This window comes from Streptomyces sp. cg40 (assembly GCF_050320165.1).
In the GTDB taxonomy this organism is placed as follows: Bacteria; Actinomycetota; Actinomycetes; order Streptomycetales; family Streptomycetaceae; genus Streptomyces; species Streptomyces hokutonensis.
This window is the reverse complement of record NZ_CP190128.1, coordinates 4,988,949-5,005,291: the sequence shown is the minus strand read 5'-3', so window position 1 is coordinate 5,005,291 and position 16,343 is coordinate 4,988,949. Positions and strand designations below refer to the sequence as shown.

Annotated in this window: 13 protein-coding genes and 1 pseudogene; 6 read left to right on the top strand and 8 right to left on the bottom strand. The window is 70.9% G+C overall.

Annotated features, from left to right (window positions below):
* Positions 1-73 precede the first annotated feature (73 nt).
* Both ACQHII_RS22075 and ACQHII_RS22070 read left to right on the top strand, forming a co-directional pair.
* Entirely contained in the window at positions 74-3,526 is a 3,453-nt protein-coding gene (locus ACQHII_RS22075; RefSeq protein WP_427920925.1) for an NACHT and WD repeat domain-containing protein, read from the top strand.
* A 74-nt stretch (positions 3,527-3,600) separates the two neighbouring features.
* Positions 3,601-4,473 (top strand): annotated as a pseudogene (locus ACQHII_RS22070) (helix-turn-helix transcriptional regulator); the annotation flags it as partial.
* On the opposite strand, the gene ACQHII_RS22065 reads toward ACQHII_RS22070, so the two are convergent.
* From ACQHII_RS22065 to ACQHII_RS22050, 4 genes are all read right to left on the bottom strand, one after another.
* Positions 4,411-5,391, bottom strand: a complete 981-nt coding sequence (locus tag ACQHII_RS22065; protein ID WP_427925388.1) for a DUF4037 domain-containing protein — start codon at positions 5,389-5,391, stop codon at positions 4,411-4,413. The pseudogene ACQHII_RS22070 and the gene ACQHII_RS22065 overlap by 63 nt on opposite strands.
* Before the next feature lie 72 nt (positions 5,392-5,463).
* Entirely contained in the window at positions 5,464-5,940 is a 477-nt protein-coding gene (locus ACQHII_RS22060) for an N-acetyltransferase family protein (protein WP_427920924.1), read from the bottom strand.
* Positions 5,937-7,187, bottom strand: coding sequence for an MFS transporter (locus ACQHII_RS22055; RefSeq protein WP_427920923.1), 1,251 nt, complete (start codon positions 7,185-7,187; stop codon positions 5,937-5,939). Before ACQHII_RS22055 ends, ACQHII_RS22060 begins: the two co-directional genes overlap by 4 nt.
* A gap of 143 nt (positions 7,188-7,330) precedes the next feature.
* Positions 7,331-8,266 carry an aminoglycoside phosphotransferase family protein gene (locus ACQHII_RS22050; protein WP_427920922.1) on the bottom strand — a complete coding sequence of 312 codons (936 nt, stop codon included), beginning with the start codon at positions 8,264-8,266 and terminating at the stop codon, positions 7,331-7,333.
* Here ACQHII_RS22050 and ACQHII_RS22045 point away from each other — a divergent pair.
* On the top strand, positions 8,265-8,918 hold the full coding sequence (locus ACQHII_RS22045; RefSeq protein ID WP_427925387.1) for a rhomboid-like protein: 654 nt from the start codon (positions 8,265-8,267) through the stop codon (positions 8,916-8,918). The two genes, ACQHII_RS22050 and ACQHII_RS22045, sit on opposite strands and share 2 nt — an antisense overlap.
* A 9-nt stretch (positions 8,919-8,927) precedes the next feature.
* Entirely contained in the window at positions 8,928-10,346 is a 1,419-nt protein-coding gene (locus tag ACQHII_RS22040) for an NAD(P)/FAD-dependent oxidoreductase (RefSeq protein WP_427920921.1), read from the top strand.
* 177 nt (positions 10,347-10,523) lie between these two features.
* Here ACQHII_RS22040 and ACQHII_RS22035 read toward each other — a convergent pair whose 3' ends face one another.
* Positions 10,524-12,029, bottom strand: coding sequence for an MFS transporter (locus tag ACQHII_RS22035; protein ID WP_427920920.1), 1,506 nt, complete (start codon positions 12,027-12,029; stop codon positions 10,524-10,526).
* 59 nt (positions 12,030-12,088) lie between these two features.
* Positions 12,089-13,054 carry a zinc-binding dehydrogenase gene (locus ACQHII_RS22030; protein WP_427920919.1) on the bottom strand — a complete coding sequence of 322 codons (966 nt, stop codon included), beginning with the start codon at positions 13,052-13,054 and terminating at the stop codon, positions 12,089-12,091.
* Between the two features lie 83 nt (positions 13,055-13,137).
* Here ACQHII_RS22030 and ACQHII_RS22025 point away from each other — a divergent pair, with 83 nt between their 5' ends.
* Positions 13,138-13,818 carry a pentapeptide repeat-containing protein gene (locus ACQHII_RS22025; protein WP_427920918.1) on the top strand — a complete coding sequence of 227 codons (681 nt, stop codon included), beginning with the start codon at positions 13,138-13,140 and terminating at the stop codon, positions 13,816-13,818.
* A gap of 28 nt (positions 13,819-13,846) precedes the next feature.
* On the opposite strand, the gene ACQHII_RS22020 is transcribed toward ACQHII_RS22025, so the two are convergent.
* Both ACQHII_RS22020 and ACQHII_RS22015 read right to left on the bottom strand, forming a co-directional pair.
* Positions 13,847-14,347 carry a hypothetical protein gene (locus ACQHII_RS22020; RefSeq protein WP_427920917.1) on the bottom strand — a complete coding sequence of 167 codons (501 nt, stop codon included), beginning with the start codon at positions 14,345-14,347 and terminating at the stop codon, positions 13,847-13,849.
* A 48-nt stretch (positions 14,348-14,395) separates the two neighbouring features.
* On the bottom strand, positions 14,396-14,842 hold the full coding sequence (locus tag ACQHII_RS22015; RefSeq protein WP_427920916.1) for a hypothetical protein: 447 nt from the start codon (positions 14,840-14,842) through the stop codon (positions 14,396-14,398).
* 41 nt (positions 14,843-14,883) lie between these two features.
* Between ACQHII_RS22015 and ACQHII_RS22010 the strand changes: the two genes are divergently transcribed.
* The gene (locus ACQHII_RS22010; RefSeq protein WP_427920915.1) at positions 14,884-16,302 is read left to right on the top strand and encodes a M1 family metallopeptidase; all 1,419 of its coding nucleotides are present in this window, start codon (positions 14,884-14,886) and stop codon (positions 16,300-16,302) included.
* The last annotated feature ends 41 nt before the right edge of the window (positions 16,303-16,343 follow it).

Sequence of the window (16,343 nt, the reverse complement as noted above, 5' to 3'; positions counted from 1 at the left end):
GCCTGGTGAAGTGTCAGGATGCTGATGACAAAGGGCATTTGGGGGATTCATGCGGCAGCGCTCGTTGCTTCCTGTGCAAATTGTCGTGCTGGTCTCGGCGACCCTGCTGGAGGTCCTGGCCAACTTCGCCGCGAACGGGGCGCAGTCGCCGGCCGTCAGGCTGGTCAGCCGGATCGCGCCGCTGGCGGTGGTGGTCCTGGTCTGCGTGGTGATCGCCGGGCAGGTGGTCGTCCAGAAGCGTTCGAACCCCGCCGCTCCGCGACCCGCCTGGGGCAGCGACCGCACCCCCTACCCGGGACTGGCCGCCTTCGACCGCGGTGACGCGGCGGTGTTCTTCGGCAGGGAGGACGAGATCGCGGGGATCATCCGCCGGCTGCACCTGTCCGCGCAGCAGCCGGCGGAACGGTTCGTCTGTCTGACCGGCACCTCGGGCAGCGGCAAGAGCTCGCTGGTGCACGCGGGCGTGCTGCCCCGGCTGCTGGAGTCCCGGTGGCGGCTGCTGCCGGTGATCGTGCCCGGCGCCGACCCCCTGCGGCATCTGGAGGAGGCGCTGGCGGCCAGGCCCCGTGGCGCGGCGGCGGTCAGATCCGGGCGCACCCTGCTGGTCGTCGACCAGCTGGAGGAACTGGTGACCGCCTCGCCGCCGGAGCGGCGCGAGCGCTTCCTGGCCGGGCTGGCCGAGGCGCTGCGGGAGGACCGCAGGCTGTGGGTGGTGGCCACCCTGCGCGTGGAGTTCCTGCCGGAGTTCCTCGCCTCGGCGCAGCAGGAGCTGTTCACCGCTCCCACCGCCCTCGGCACGATGAGCACCGCCGAACTGGTGGCCGCCGTCGAGCAGCCCGCCCGGCTGGCCGGCGGCGCGTTCGAGCCGGGACTGGTCGCGCGGATCGTGGAGGACACCGGCACCGCCGACGCGCTGCCGCTCCTCGCCTATCTGCTGCGGGAACTCTACCTCTCGGTCGGCGACTCCAAGATCGCCACCAAGGAGAGTTATCTGGCGCTCGGCGGCGTCACCGGCGCCCTCGCCCGTCAGGCCGACGAGGTCTTCGCCACGGTCGTCGACGAGCACGGCGCGGACACCGTGCTGACCGCGCTGCTGCTCCTGGTGGGGATGGAGGCGGGCGAACCGGTCAAACGCCGGGTTCCTACGGCCGAGCTCTCGCCGACCGAGCGGGAGATCCTGCGGCCCTTCGACGCGGCCCGGCTGCTGGTGGTCACGAGAGTCGACGACGTGCCCGCGGTCCAGGTCGCCCACGAGGCGCTGTTCCGGCAGTGGCCGCCGCTCCAGCAGCAGGTGACGGTCCGGGCCGAACTCCTCAAGAGCCGCAGCGAGTTGGAACGCTGGGCCGCGGACTGGCAGGCCTCGGGACGCAGCCCCGACTACCTGCTCACCGGCGAGCGGCTGGCGGTCGCCGGGCGCTGGCTGGCCGGTCTGGAGACCGCGGACGGTGCGACGGTGGCGGTGCGGGAACTGGTCGTGGCCTCGCGCAGCCGGGACCGGGACTTCCTGCTGCGGGTCTCGGAGTCGATCGGCCAGTACGTCCTGGCCAACGCCGAGCGCGAACCCGAGTTCGGCACCCTGCTGGCCGCGACCGTCCTCACCGAGTGCCCGCCCACCTCGACGGCGGTGCGCGCGCTGATGACCGCGCTGGCCCACAACCACACCCGGGCGGTGCTGACCGGCCACCGGGCCGGGGTGCGCGCGATGTCCTGGTCCCCGGACGGTGTCTGGCTGGCGACCGGTTCGCTCGACGGCACCGTACGTCTGTGGGACGCGGCCACCGGGGCGGCGGGCGCGGTCCTGGAAGGCCACGGCGACGGCATCGTCGCGGTGCACTGGTCGCCGGACGCGCGGCTGCTGGCCACCGGGTCGCGGGACCGTACGGCCCGGGTCTGGGACCCGGCCACGGGCCGGACCGTCGCCGTGCTCGACGCGGCCACCGACACCGTGCGGGACGTCGCGTTCTCGCCCGACGGCGAGCTGCTGGCCACCTGTTCCAGGGACCGGCGCATCCGGATCTTCGCCACCGCCGGGTGGGCCCAGGTCGCCGAACCGGCCGGGCACAGCGGCGAGATATACCAGCTGGCGTGGTCCCCGGACGGGACTCGGCTGCTCTCCGCCGCCTACGACCGCAGCTACATCCTCTGGACGCGGGAGAACTGGCGGCCGCAGCGGGTCGGGGACCGGCCCTCGGGCCATGCCACGCCGTTCGGCTGGACCGTGGACGGGGCCTTCCTGGTCTCCGGCGAGCAGTGGATCAAGGTGATCGACGCCGCCACCGGCCAGGTGCGGCGGACCTTTCCCGAGCGCGACGAACTGATCGTCAGCCTGCGCTGCTCACCGGCCGGCGACCAGTTCGCGCTGTCCACACGCGGGCCCGAGGTGAGGGTCCGTACGCTCGACCACGGCGACGTGCGGGCCAGACTCTGCGGTCACGCCACCCGGGTGGAGACCGTGGCCTGGTCCCCGGCCGGAGAGCAACTGGCGGCCGGTGCGGAGGACGGCGCCGCCCGGATCTGGTCGGTCGACGTCCCCGGCGCGGAGCTGTACGCCACGGCCCGGCATCCGGGCCTGGTCACCGGCCTCGACCTGAGCCCGGACGGGGAGTTGATCGCCTCCGGGGACGTCGACGGTGTGGTGCGGGTCTGGGGCGCGCCCGACGGCAGCCCGGTGGTCGCCCTGGCCGGGCACGGCACCAGTGTCAACGACCTGCGCTGGCACCCGCACGGCGGGGCGCTGGCGAGCTGCGCGGACGACGACACGGTCCGGATCTGGAAACCCGCCGCCGACGGCACCTGGGCCGGAGCGGAAGCCGGGACGGAGACCGTCTTCACCACCGAGGAGACCGTCGAGGCACTGGCCTGGTCACCGGACGGCGGGCGCCTGGCCCTCGCCGGGCGGGACCGGCGGGCCACCGTGCTCGACGCCGGGACCGGGCAGGTGCTCGGCCGGTACGGCGAGCACTCCCAGTGGGTCTGCGCGGTGGCCTGGTCACCCCGCGCCGATCTGCTGGCGACCGGCTCGGACGACCACACGGCGCAGCTGTGGGACGTCGCCTCGGCCACCCTGCGGCACCGGCTGACCGGGCATCAGAGCTGGGTCGACGCGGTCACGTTCGCCCCGGACGGCGCCCGGCTGGCGACGAGCTCGGCCGATCTCACGGTACGGCTGTGGGACGTCGCCACCGGCGAGCAGGCCGCCGAGCTGCGCGGCCACGAGGCACGCATCCGCGCCGTCGCCCACTCCCCCGACGGACGGCTGCTGGCCACGGCCTCCGACGACCGCACGGTGCGGCTGTGGGACGCGCGCACCGGGCGGGAGCACCGGGTGATCGGCATCCACCGGGACCGGGTCCAGCGGCTGGCCTGGTTCCCCGACGGCCGCCGGGTGGCCACCGCCTCCGAGGACGGGACCGTACGCGTCTGGGGTGCCGAGGGAGACCTCGACGCCCTGCTGGCGACCGCCAGGAAACGTATCTTCCGCACGCTCACGCCGAACGAGCGCCGGACCCACCTGCTCCCCGAATAACCGGGGCCGATGCCGCCCTGCCTGCCCATGCCAGGGGCAGGCACCCCGCCACCCCCTTCCCGGATACTCGGCCCATGGACAGCAAGCCGCAGTTGGGAGAGTTCCTCAGGAGCCGTCGGGCCTGGTTGCGGCCGGCGGACGTGGGGATTCCGGAGTACGGGGAGCGGCGGCGGGTGCCGGGGCTGCGGCGGGACGAGTTGGCCCGGCTGGCCGGGGTGGGGCTGTCGTACTACACGCGGCTGGAGCAGGGGAGTTCGCTCAACGCGTCGGTGGAGGTGCTGGAGGCGCTGGCCCGTGCGCTCGGGCTCGACGAGGTGGAGCGTGTCCATCTGCACGACCTGGCCGGTGCGGCGCGGCGGGTCGCCACCCCGCGCCGGTCCGCGCCGGAGCGGGCCGGTGACGCGACCCGGCAGCTCCTCGCCGCCCTCGGTGACGCGCCCGCGATCGTGCTCGGCCGTCGTAGCGACGTACTGGCCTGGAACCGGACCGGACACGCCCTGTTCGCCGGGCACTTGGAGGTACGGATCCCCGAACAGGCCGATCTGCGGCCGAACATGGCGCGGCTGGTGTTCCTGGACGCGCACACCCGGGACCTGTTCGTGGACTGGCCGAAGAAGGCCAGGAACGTGGTCGGCAAGCTGCGGCTCGCCGCCGGGCAGCACCCCGACGACCCCCGGCTGGCCTCGCTCATCGGCGAACTGGCCATGAAGAGCGCGGAGTTCGCCACGATGTGGGCCGAGCACGGGGTCCGGAAGTGGGCCCTCGCGAGCTACCGCATGCACCATCCGGTCGTCGGGCGCATGGAGCTCAACCTCCAGTCCCTGGGCGTTCCGGAGGGCGAGGGGCAGCGGATCGTCGTGGCCACGGCGGACGACGACAGTCCGTCAGCATCCGCGCTCTCGCTGCTCGCCCGCGTCACGGACCCGGCGCTCGGGCAGGTGTCTCAGCGCCGGGTCCGTGACGCGGGCGAGGAGGGCGGCGGTGAAGCGTTCGGCGGTCAGGACGCGGAACGGGCCGGAGGGGTGCGGGCGGGTCGTCGGGTCGACGCGGTCGGTCAGGTTCAGCTGGTTGTGGATGCCCGCCACGGCTTCGTAGGCGTAGGCCAGGTGTTTCTCGCGGGTCCCCCAGTCGGTGGCGGTGACGGCGGAGGTGAGGACCGGGGTGAGACGGTGGCCGGCCGTCGTGCGGGCGAAGGCGGTGCCCAGCCATTTGTCGTACGGCGGGTAGCGGCGGTCCATGAGGAGGCACAGGCGCATCAGGCGGCGGCTCAGGTGGGCCGCGGCCACCGCGGAACCCAGCTCGTCGCCCACCTCGCCGCAGCGGCCCACGAAGGCCTCGCGGTCGGTGACGTGCCGCCACTCGCGGGCCAGGACGTGCAGCCAGACGTCGTGCGGGTACCAGCGCAAGTCGTGGCGCAGGGGCCCGAGTTGGTGGAGGCCGTCGTGGAACACCGCGCCCGCCGTGACCTCCGTGAGGAGGTGGGTGGGGGTGGTCAGCCAGTTGGTGGGCGTCATGCCGTCGGTCGGGTCGAAGCCGAGGGTGTCGGTGAACCACGCGGTGGTGTGGGTGACTTCGACGCAGTGGTGGGTGGGGTGGCCGTGGAAGGTTCTCGGAAGGTGTTCGGCGAGGTGGTGTCTGATACGGCCCGCGTGCCGGGTCAAGTCCCTTTGGCGGAGGAAGAGTTGGAGGCGCGGGCCCCATCCGTGGTCCCGCGAGCGGGGGGTGTCGTAGCCGAGGACCTCGGAGCCGCCGCCGATGCGGGCGGCGGAGTGGGGGAGGCCGGGGGCGGCCTCTTCGAGGAGGGGGCGGACGGTTTCTGTGTAGAAACGGCGGGAGAGTTCGAGGCCCGGTAAGAAAGTTGGCATATTCGTGAAGCTCATGCGGGGACCCTGCCCAGTCCGCGCATGATCGTGTGCGCGAATTCGCACCGTCGGCCGTCAGTTCCCGGCCAGTGCGCTCAGCGCGTCGTCCGTCAGCCGGTACACCGTCCACTCGTCCTGGGGGCGGGCGCCCAGTGATTCGTAGAAGGCGATCGACGGAGTGTTCCAGTTGAGGACGGACCACTCCAGGCGTTCGTAGCCGCGGGCCGCGCAGATGCGGGCGAGTTCGGTGAGGAGGGCCTTGCCGTGGCCGGAGCCGCGGGCGGTGGGGCGGACGTAGAGGTCCTCCAGGTAGATGCCGTGGACTCCGCGCCAGGTCGAGAAGTTGAGGAACCACAGGGCGAAGCCGACCGGTTCGCCGGTGGTGTCGTCGGTCGCGATGTGGGCGTGGGCGCCGGGGTGTTCGCCGAAGAGGGCCTCGTGGAGCTGTTCCGGAGTGGCCCTCGCCTCCTGGGGTTCCTTCTCGTAGGCGGCGAGTTCGCGGATCAGGGCGTGGATGACGGGGATGTCGGTGGGGTTCGCGGTGCGGATCATGCGGAGAGAGTAGAAGACGGGCTCGGGTCCACGTCCCGTTCGGCTGGCTCGCGGCGGGGGAGGAGGAGCGGACTGGCCAGCAGGAGGACTCCGGCCAGCGCGATCGCCGTGCGGGGGGTCGTGGCCGCGGCCACCCATCCCCACGCGGCCGTCGTCAGTGCGATCGCCGCGCTGGTGCTGACCGACCACGCGGTGAGGGTACGGGCCACGCGGTCCGGGGCGGTCCGGGTGAGGCGGGCGGTGGCGAGGAGGGGGTTGAAGACGCCGATACAGGTCACCAGGGCGAGTTGGAGGGCGGCGACGAGGAGCAGGCCGGGGACCCCGGGGCCGACGAACGCCAGTCCCAGCGGCCAGCACGCGCGCAGCGTTCCGGAGGTCCGCAGCACCCTGTGCTCTCCGAACCGGGCCGCCAGCGGGCGTGCGAGGCGTGAGCCGACGAAGCCGCCGGCGCCGGAGGAGGCCGCGAGCGCGAGCGCGAACTGCCAGGGCGCGAAGCCGAGTTGGCCCAGCATGAGGACGGCGAGCAGCGGCTCGGAGGCCATGATCAGGCCGTTGACCGTCATCGCGTTGAGGAGCAGGGGGCGGAGGGTGGGGTGGGCGAGGATGTAGCGCCAGCCGTCGAGCAGGTCGCCCGCGCGGAGTCGTGGTGCGCCGGTTCGGGCGGGGTGCGGTTCCGTTCCGCCGATGGCGCGGATGCCGAGGGCCGAGAGCAGGTAGCTGACCGCATCGGCCACTACGGTCGTCACCGGGCCGAGCATGCCGATCGCGGCCCCGCCGAGCGGAGGGCCGAGCATGGTCGAGGTCCAGGTCGTGGACTCGAAGCGGGCGTTCGCGACGAGCAGGTCCTCGGACGGGACCAGGGATTTCAGGTACGCGCCGCTCGCCGCGTTGAATGCGATGTTCGCGGCGGCGACGGTGATGGAGACGAGGAGGAGCTGGGCGAAGGTCAGCCCGCCGAGTGCGTAGGCGACCGGGATGCTCAGCAGGGCCGCGAAACGGGTCAGGTCCATCGCGATCATCACCGGGCGTTTGCGGCGGAACTCCACCCAGGGGCCGAGCGGCACCGCGATCAGTGAGCCCACGGCCCGCCCGGAGGCGGCCAGTACCGCCACCTGGGTCGGGCCGGAGTGCAGCACGATGATCGCCAGCACGGAGAAGGCGCCGAAGCCGAGGCCGGTGCCGTAGGAACTGACCGCGAACGCCGCCCACAGCCAGCCGAACTGCCGGCCCAGCGCTCGCCTGGCCACCGCACTCCCTCTGCCGAAGTCTGCTGAGGTCTGCCGAACAACCCCGCGTTGACCTCAGGGATCCAAGCGAGTGCCACCGCCACAGGTCAAACAACCGACCCGCCGCACAGCCACAACCAGGGGTTGTATCGAACGGTGGTCGGTCAGCCGCGCAGCCGGCGGGCGATCTCCAGGTGGTCGGATGCCGGTGGTCGGCCGGACTCGATCGACCACAGCGTGTTCTGCAGCACCCGGCCCAGCGTCCAGGCCCGTGCGCGTGCCCTGTCGATACCGATCACGTCGGTCATGGCGTCGAAGCGCCAACGGATTTCGTCGGGCTCGAAGCGGTTGTCCAGGGCCGGGAAGAGTTCGAAACCGGGGTCGCCCGCCAGCGGTTTGGGGTCGATCGCCAGCCAGGGGCCGCGATCGTCGCGGTTCGGGCTGTCGGTGCCGAGGACGTTGTCGTAGTGCAGGTCCCAGTGCAGCAGGCGGTCTCCTGGCTCCGCGGCCACCTCGCGTACGGCCGCCGCGCAGTCCGCGAGCAGGTCTCGGTCGGACGGGTCCGGGAGGCGGTGGAGGGCTGCGGGGGTGCGTTCCAGCATGGCCGTCGTCAGTGTGCCGAGGCTCCGGTGCAGCTCCGGTGGTGCGGATACCGTCGTCAGGCGGGCCAGGAGGCGGGCGATGACGAGGGTCGCGGTGCGCGTGTCCGGTTCGTGGGTGAGGGCGCGGGACGCGTCGAGGCGTTCCAGGAGCAGGGTGCCGGTTGTGTTGTCGTACTTCAGAAGTTTTACGGCGCCTTCGCCGGCCCAAGCGCGCAGTGCGATCGGCTCGCCGGCCGTCTCGTCGTCCAGGTACTGGAGTTTCAGCGCGGCCCGGGTGCCGTCGGCGCGCAGTACGGGGAGGACCAGGGCGCACATGCCGTAGTGGGACGGGCCGTCGAGCCGTAGTGACCAGCGGGAGAGGAAGTCGGCCGCCCGCTGGGGGAGCTCGGCGACGAAGGCCCGGCCGGCCTCGCCGTTGAACCTCTGCTGGGAGGCGGCTAGGCCGGCCGGAATGTCGATCACGCCTCGGACGATACTTGCGTGCGTGAATCGGCTCATGCGAATTACCCGGGGCCTCCACAGGGTGTGGACTTACGTCCGCAGCGCCCCCGGCACGTATGTCTGGCTGGGGATTCTCTTTGTCACCACGGTCGCCATGCACCATATGTCGCCGGATTTCGAGCAGGACTTCCTGCGGCAGCGGTCCACCAACATCCACGAGTTGTCCAACAACCCGGTGCGGGTGCTGTTCGCCAGCGCGATGTGGATCGACGGGGGGCGCTGGCTCCCGTACGCCGTGCTCTACACGGTGTTCCACGCGCAGGCGGAGCGGTGGCTGGGGACTGCGCGGTGGCTGATGGTGTGTGTGGCCGCGCATGTGCTGGCCTCGCTGATCAGCGAGGGGGCGTTGTTGTGGGCCGTGAAGAACGGTATGGCGCCGCAGCCGTCCGTCGACACCCTTGATATCGGGGTGAGTTACGCGCTGGCGGGGGTGGTGGGTGTGCTGGTGTATCGGATCGCCGTGCCTTGGCGGTATCTGTATCTGGTGGTTGTGCTGGCTGTTTATGGGGTGCCGCTGGCTACCCATCGGACGTTCACCGATCTCGGGCATTTCACCTCCATGGCGATCGGGCTGGCGTGTTATCCGCTGGTCAGAGGGTGCGGAAAAGCATGGAATCCGAAGGAGACAGTGGCCGCCCTCAGGGGTTAGCGTCCGGATATGAGCAGCTCGGCAAGCGGTTCGGTCAGCGGTGTCGTGAACGGTGGCGTCTCCTTCTGGTACGCGGACGACGGGCTTCCCGCGCGGCGGGAGCCCCTCGGCGGTGACGCCTCCGCCGATGTCGTGATCGTCGGCGGTGGGTACACGGGGCTGTGGACCGCCTACTACTTGAAGAAGGCCGATCCTTCTCTTCGCGTCACGGTCCTGGAGCAGAAGTTCTGCGGCTACGGCGCCTCGGGGCGCAACGGCGGGTGGCTGTACAACGGGATCGCCGGGCGGGACCGGTACGCCAAACTCCATGGGGCTGAAGCCGCCGTACGGTTGCAGAAGGCCATGAACGACACCGTTGCCGAGGTCGTCAAGGTCGCGGACGTGGAGCGGATCCAGGCCGACATCCATCGGGGTGGTGTGCTCGAAGTCGCTTGTACGCCCGCGCAGTTGGCCCGGCTGAAGGCCTTTCACGAGCACGAGCTGTCGTACGGCGAGAAGGACCGGGAGTTGTACGGCGCCCGTGAGACCGCCGAGCGGATTCGCGTCGCGGACGCGGTCGGGTCGACGTGGACTCCGCACGGGGCTCGGCTGCATCCGGTGAAACTGGTGAAGGGGCTGGCGCGGGCCGCCGAGGCGCTGGGCGTTGTCATCCATGAGTCGACGCCCGTGACCGAGATCCGGCCCCGGTGCGCGGTCACGCCGTACGGCAGTGTGCGTGCGCCCTATGTCCTGCGGTGCACGGAGGGCTTCACCGCGAGTCTCAAGGGGCAGCGGCGGACCTGGCTGCCGATGAACTCCTCGATGATCGCCACCGAGCCGCTCAGTGACGAGCAGTGGGCTTCGGTGGGGTGGGACGGGCTGGAGACGCTGGGCGACATGGCCCACGCGTACATGTACGCGCAGCGGACCGCCGATGGGCGGATCGCGTTGGGCGGGCGTGGGGTGCCGTATCGGTTCGGGTCGAGGACCGACAACGACGGTCGGACGCAGGCGGCGACTGTCGAGGCGCTGCGGGAGATTCTCGTGCGGTTCTTTCCGTCGCTGGCCGGGCTGCGGATCGAGCATGCCTGGTCGGGGGTGCTCGGGGTGCCGCGCGACTGGTGTGCGACGGTGACTTTGGATCGGGCTACGGGGCTGGGGTGGGCCGGTGGTTATGTCGGCTCGGGGGTGGCGACCACCAACCTCGCGGCTCGGACCTTGCGGGATCTGGTTCGGCTGGATTCCGGGGAGGGTGCGGCTACTGATCTGACCGGTCTTCCGTGGGTCGGCCACAAGGTGCGCAAGTGGGAGCCGGAGCCGTTCCGTTGGCTGGGGGTGCAGGGGATGTACGCGACCTATCGTGCGGCGGACCGGCGTGAACTGGGCGGGCATGGTGCGGAGTCTTCGCGGTTGGCGCGGATTGCCGATCGGGTGGCCGGGCGCCACTGAGATCTGCGGGTGTGTGGGTGGGTCGCCTGCGGTTCGTTGTGGGTCGGTGCCGTGTCGGGGGGTGTCCGTCCTCGGAACGGCGCGGAATCGGTCTCGCAGGAATTTGAGGGTGTTGACGCGCCAACCGCTGCGGGCGGACACCCCCCGACACGTCACCTTCGCGCCGTACGCGGCTGATCAGATCGCCGGCTCCGACTCGTTCGGCTGTGTCTGCGGTGTCGTGTTGTGCTTCGGTGCTCGTGCCGTCACCATCAGGCCCGCTACCAGGCCTGCCAGGAGCATGACGGCTACGGCCCACCAGATCGCGACCGTGTAGCCGTGGACTATGCCCTTGCTGGTGACCAGGGCTTTGTGGGCCGGGTTGTGGAGGTGGGCGGTGATGTAGGCCGTGCTGCTGGTGGTGGCGATCGTGTTGAGGAGGGCCGTGCCGATCGAACCGCCCACCTGTTGTGACGTGTTGACCGTTGCGGACGTCACGCCCGAGTCCTGGGGGGCTACGCCTGCGGTGGCGGTGGCGAAGACCGGCATGAAGATCAGGCCCATGCCGAGGCCCATCAGGATCAGGCCGGGGAGCAGTTCCGTCGCGTAGTCCGAGTCGACGGTCAGGCGGGTGAAGAAGGACATGCCCGCTGCGGCCAGGATCGCGCCCGGCACCATCAGGGTGCGCGGTGGTACGTGGTGCATCAGGCGGGCCGAGATCTGGGTGGAGCCGATGATGATCGCGACCGTGAGGGGGAGGAAGGCCAGGCCCGTTTTCACGGGGGAGTACTTGAGGATGACCTGGAGGTAGTAGGTCATGAACAGGAACATGCCGAACATGCCGATCACGGCCAGGCCCATGGTGAGGAAGCAGCCGGCCCTGTTGCGGTCCTTGATGATGTGCAGGGGGAGGAGGGGGCTGGGTGCCCTTGTCTGCCACCACACGAAGGACGCGATAAGCACGACACCGGCCGCGAACAGGCCGAGCACCATCGAGTCCGTCCAGCCTCGTGGTTCCGCCTCGCTGAAACCGTAGACGATGGCCACCAGTCCGCCGCAGCCGAGTATGACGCCGGGTACGTCGAGGCGGGCGCCGGTGTGGCCGGGGCGGTCGTGGAGGAGGGCTACGGCGCCGAAGACGGCGATGACCGCGATGGGGATGTTGACGTAGAGGCACCAGCGCCAGTTCAGGTACTCGGTGAGCAGGCCGCCCGCGATGAAGCCGATCGCCGAACCGCTGCCCGCGAGTGCGCCGTAGATCCCGAAGGCCTTTCCGCGTTCCTTCGGGTCGGTGAAGGTGGTGGTGAGGAGAGAGAGGGCGGAGGGGGCCAGGACTGCCGCGAAGACTCCCTGGAGGGCTCGGGCGCCGAAGAGCATGCCCGAGGTGGTGGCCGCGCCGCCCAGCGCGGAGGCCCCGGCGAAGCCGATCAGGCCGATGATGAACGTTCGCTTGCGGCCCACGAGGTCGGCTACCCGGCCGCCGAGCAGGAGCAGACCGCCGAAGGCGAGGGTGTAGGCGGTGATGACCCATTGGCGGTTGCCGTCGGACATGCCCAGGTCGTGCTGTGCCGACGGGAGCGCGATGTTCACGATCGTCGCGTCGAGGACGACCATCAGCTGCGCGAGAGCGATGATCACCAGGCCCCACCAACGCCGGGGATCGGACTCCGCGGTCGATGATTCACCTGTTTGGGTGACGCTCATCTGCCCAGAAGACCATGAATCGGTATGTATCGCATCTGCGGGTGGGTGGTTCGGTGGGGTCACGGCTCCAGCACCACCTTTCCGGTCGTCCGCCGGGTCTCGAGTGCCTGGTGCGCCTGTGCTGCCGCGGACAGGGGGAACCGTTGTACGGCCGGTACGAGGCGGCCCTCGGCGGCCTCGGTGAGGGCCCGGAGTTCGAGGGTGCGGACGGGGCTCGGGCCGCCGGTCTTCTGCATCATCGCGGGGCCGAGCACTCGTTCGGATGCGTGTTCGGTTTCGTACGGTTCTCCGCTCGACCAGCCGAAGACGATGTGCTGTCCGGCGGGGCCCAGCAGGTCCGTCGCCTTGCGGGCGACCGTTCCGCCCACTCCGTCGAACACCGTGGTCGCGTGTCGGCCGTCCAGCCAGGCTCGTACCTTCTCCGGCCAGTCCGGGGTTGTGCAGTCGACGGCCAGGTCGGCGCCGTTCGCCCGTGCGAGGGCTGCCTTCTCGGGGCCGCCCGCGAGGCCGATCACGGTGGCGCCGGCGTGTTTGGCGTACTGGACCAGGAGGGTGCCCAGTCCTCCGGCGGCGGCCGGGACGATGGCCACGGAGTCCGTGCTCAGCTCGCTGAACTGCACGATTCCCATCGCCGTACGGCCCGTTCCGATCATGGCCACGGCCTGGTCGAAGTCCAGGTTCGCGGGGATCTCGTGCACCCGGTCGACGTCGACCACGGCCGACTCGGCGTAGCCGCCGGGTGCGAATCCGAGGTGGGCCACCACCCGCTTCCCCAGCCACAGGTCCGCGACCCCCTCCCCGAGCGACTCGACCACTCCGGCGACCTCGCGGCCGGGGATCGTGGGGAGGGTGGGGAGTTCGGGCAGCGGGCCCTGTTCGCCCCTGCGGAGCGCGGTGTCCAGGAGGTGGACGCCGGCGGCGGCCACGGTGATACGGACCTGGCCGGGGGCGGGGGAGGGAGTGTCGACGGATTCGTAGGCGAGGTTGTCGGCGGGGCCGAAGGCGTGGAGTCGTATGGCATGCATGGAGGTCACTCTTCGACCTCAAGCATGCTTGAGGTCAAGGGTTCGCCGGTCCCGTTGTCAGTGGTGGGGTGCAGGATGGGGGCATGGCGAGGAGAGCGGCTGGCGGGACGGGTGGAGTGAAGGGGGCGCGGCGGCCGGAGGTGCGGTTGCCGGCGCTGGAGGCTTATGGGGGTGGGGAATTGGAGCCTGACGGGGACTACGACGGGCTCGAGATCAAGGACGCGGACTTCGCCGGGCAGGACGGCGGGGGCGCCCGGTTCATGGACTGCGCGCTGACGGGCTGCGCGCTGGACGAGACGCGGCTGCACCACGCCCGGGTACTGGACTCGGTCCTCACCGGCATACGGGGTGTCGGCACCGACCTCGCGGAGTCGACCCTGCGCGATGTCGAGATCGTCGACGCCAGGATGGGGGGTGTGCAGTTGCACGGTGCCGTGCTGGAGCGGGTGGTGATTCGGGGCGGGAAGATCGACTACCTGAATCTGCGCAAGGCGCGGCTCCGGGATGTGGTTTTTGAGGGGTGTGTGCTCGTGGAGCCGGACTTCCTCGATGCCCGGCTGGAGCGGGTCGAGTTCGTGGACTGCGCGCTGAAGGGGGTGGACTTCACGGGGGTGACGTTCACCGACGTGGATCTGCGCGGGGCGGCCGAGCTGGAGATCACGCGGGGCATCGACCGGCTGTCGGGGGCCGTGATCAGCATGGGGCAACTGCTGGATCTGGCGCCGGTGCTGGCGGTGCAGATGGGGATCCGGGTGGAGGGCTGAGGGACTCCGGGGCGCAGCCCCCGGTCGCTCACCGCACCCGGGGGAACTTCGCCTGAAGCGTCCAGATCGCCGGGTTCTCGCCGAGGTCCTCGTGCATGTCGACCAGGTCGGCGATCAGGTCGTGCAGGAAGTCCCTTGCCTCGCGGCGGAGTTCGGTGTGCGAGAAGGTCAGCGGCTCCTCGTCGCGCCGCATCCAGTCGGCCTCCACGTCCACCCAGCCGAAGCGGCGCTCGAAGAGCATCCGGTCCGTGGACTCGGTGAAGTCCAGTTCCGCCCGCTGCGGGCGGGACGCCCGCGAACCCGCCGGGTCCTGGTCGACCCGCTCCACGATGTCGCACAGCGCCCACGCGAAGTCGAGCACCGGCACCCAGCCCCAGGCCGTGGCCACCTCACGGTCCGCCTTGGTGTCGGCGAGATACACGTCACCGCAGAACAGGTCGTGCCGCAGCGCGTGGACGTCGGCGCGCCGGTAGTCGGTCTGCGGGGGGTCCGGGAAGCGGTTGGAGAGGGCGTAGCCGATGTCGAGCACGTAGGTGATGGTGTCACGGTTCGGGAGGGCGGACGGCAGCCGGAGCGATCACTCGCGCCGGCCGGTGGGACGGTCTCCGTCCTTGTTCCGTGCGGCGGCTGCCGCCTCCAGGAGGGACCAGCCGTCGACCTCCACGGCCTGCGGTTCTTCCGCTCGTGGCAGCCACCCTCGGGCCGACGCCGCGTCGAGCAGGGCGCGGACGGCGCCGGGTTCGTGCAGGTTGAGGGAGGCGCCCCGGACGTACCCCACGTCCCCGGAGCCCAGAGGGGCGCCGCCCGGGACGTACCGCCCCGGTCCTGCGACGAAGACGATGCGCAGCGGCCCACCGGTGCCGGCCGGCTGGGGGCGCAGGGTGAGGGTGTGGACGCAGACGCAGACGCAGTCCACGGGCCGACTGTCGGTGTGGCTGTCGTCGGTGTGACTGTGGCGCAGGCTCCAGAGGTAGGTGCGTCCGTCGGCGACGAGTCGGCGGGGCTTCTTGGCGGAGCGGGGCATGGAGCCGAGCGTACGAGCTCCGGACTCGTAGGATCGCGGACGTGCCCCGATCCGTACGGCTTGTTCCCGTGGCCCTCGCCTGTGTGCTGGCCCTCGCCCTGAGCGCGTGCTCGGGGTCGGGGTCGGGTGCCCGGGGCGCGAGCGGCGGTTCCGGCCTGGGGGACCCGTACTTCCCGAAGGCGGGCAACGGCGGCTACGACGTCACCCACTACGACCTGGCCCTCGCCTACACCCCCGACGCACCTGAACTGACCGGCACGGCGACGATCACGGCCCGCGCCACCGCCGAACTCTCCTCCTTCCACCTGGACTTCAAGGGCATGACGGTCGAGTCGCTGACGGTGGGGGGACGGAAAGCCCGCTGGACCCGCAGCGGTCAGGAGCTGACGGTCCGGCCGTCCTCCGCCCTTCGTGAGGGCGCGACCTTTGAGACGACCGTCCGTTATTCCGGCGCCCCGGAGACGCTCACCGACGCGGACGGTTCGGAGGAGGGCTGGCTGCGTACGGCGGACGGTGCGGTGGCGCTGGGCGAACCGGTCGGCTCGATGGCGTGGTTCCCCGGCAACGACCACCCCTCCGACAAGGCGACGTACGACATCGCGATCACCGTTCCGAAGGGTCTGCAGGCCGTCTCCAACGGGGAGTTGAGGACGGAGACGACCAACAAGAGCCGGACGACCTACCGTTGGCGCACCGCCCAGCCCATGGCGACGTACCTGGCCACGGTCGCGATCGGCCACTACGACATCACCCGCACGACGACGAGCAACGGCCTTCCCGTCTATGTGGCGGTCGATCCGCAGGAGGCGGCAGCGAGCCGCAAGGTGCTGGCGCGGATCCCGGAGATCATGGAGTGGGAGGAGTACAACTTCGGCCCGTATCCCTTCTCCTCCACCGGCGCGATCGTCGACCGGCGGGGTGACGCGGGGTACGCGCTGGAGACCCAGAACCGCCCCTTCTTCCCCGGCGCCCCCGACACCGCCACCCTCGTCCACGAACTCGCCCACCAGTGGTACGGCGACTCCGTCACCCCGAAGACCTGGCGGGACATGTGGCTCAACGAGGGCTTCGCCACGTATGCGGAGTGGCTCTGGTCCGAGGACCACGGCGGCGACACGGCTCAGGAGTCGTTTGACGCGCTCTATGACGGGACCTACTTCGACGACCCGTCCGAGAGCGACGCCGTCTGGGCCTTCCCGCCGGCCCGTCCCAGCTCCGCCGCGCACATTTCCGACAGCCCCGTCTACGAGCGTGGCGCGATGGTGCTGCACAAGATCCGGCAGACGGTCGGCGACGCCCGGTTCTACGACATCGTCCAGGGCTGGGCCGCCGCCCACCGCCACGGGAACGCGGACACCGCGCAGTTCACGGCCTACGTGGAGCGGATGGCACCGGGGAAGGACTTCGGGGTGATCTGGCGGGACTGGCTGTACGGGGACGGGAAGCCGGCCCACGCCTGACCCTGGCAGGCTGGCTCGGGCTGGCTCGGGTCGGTCAGCGG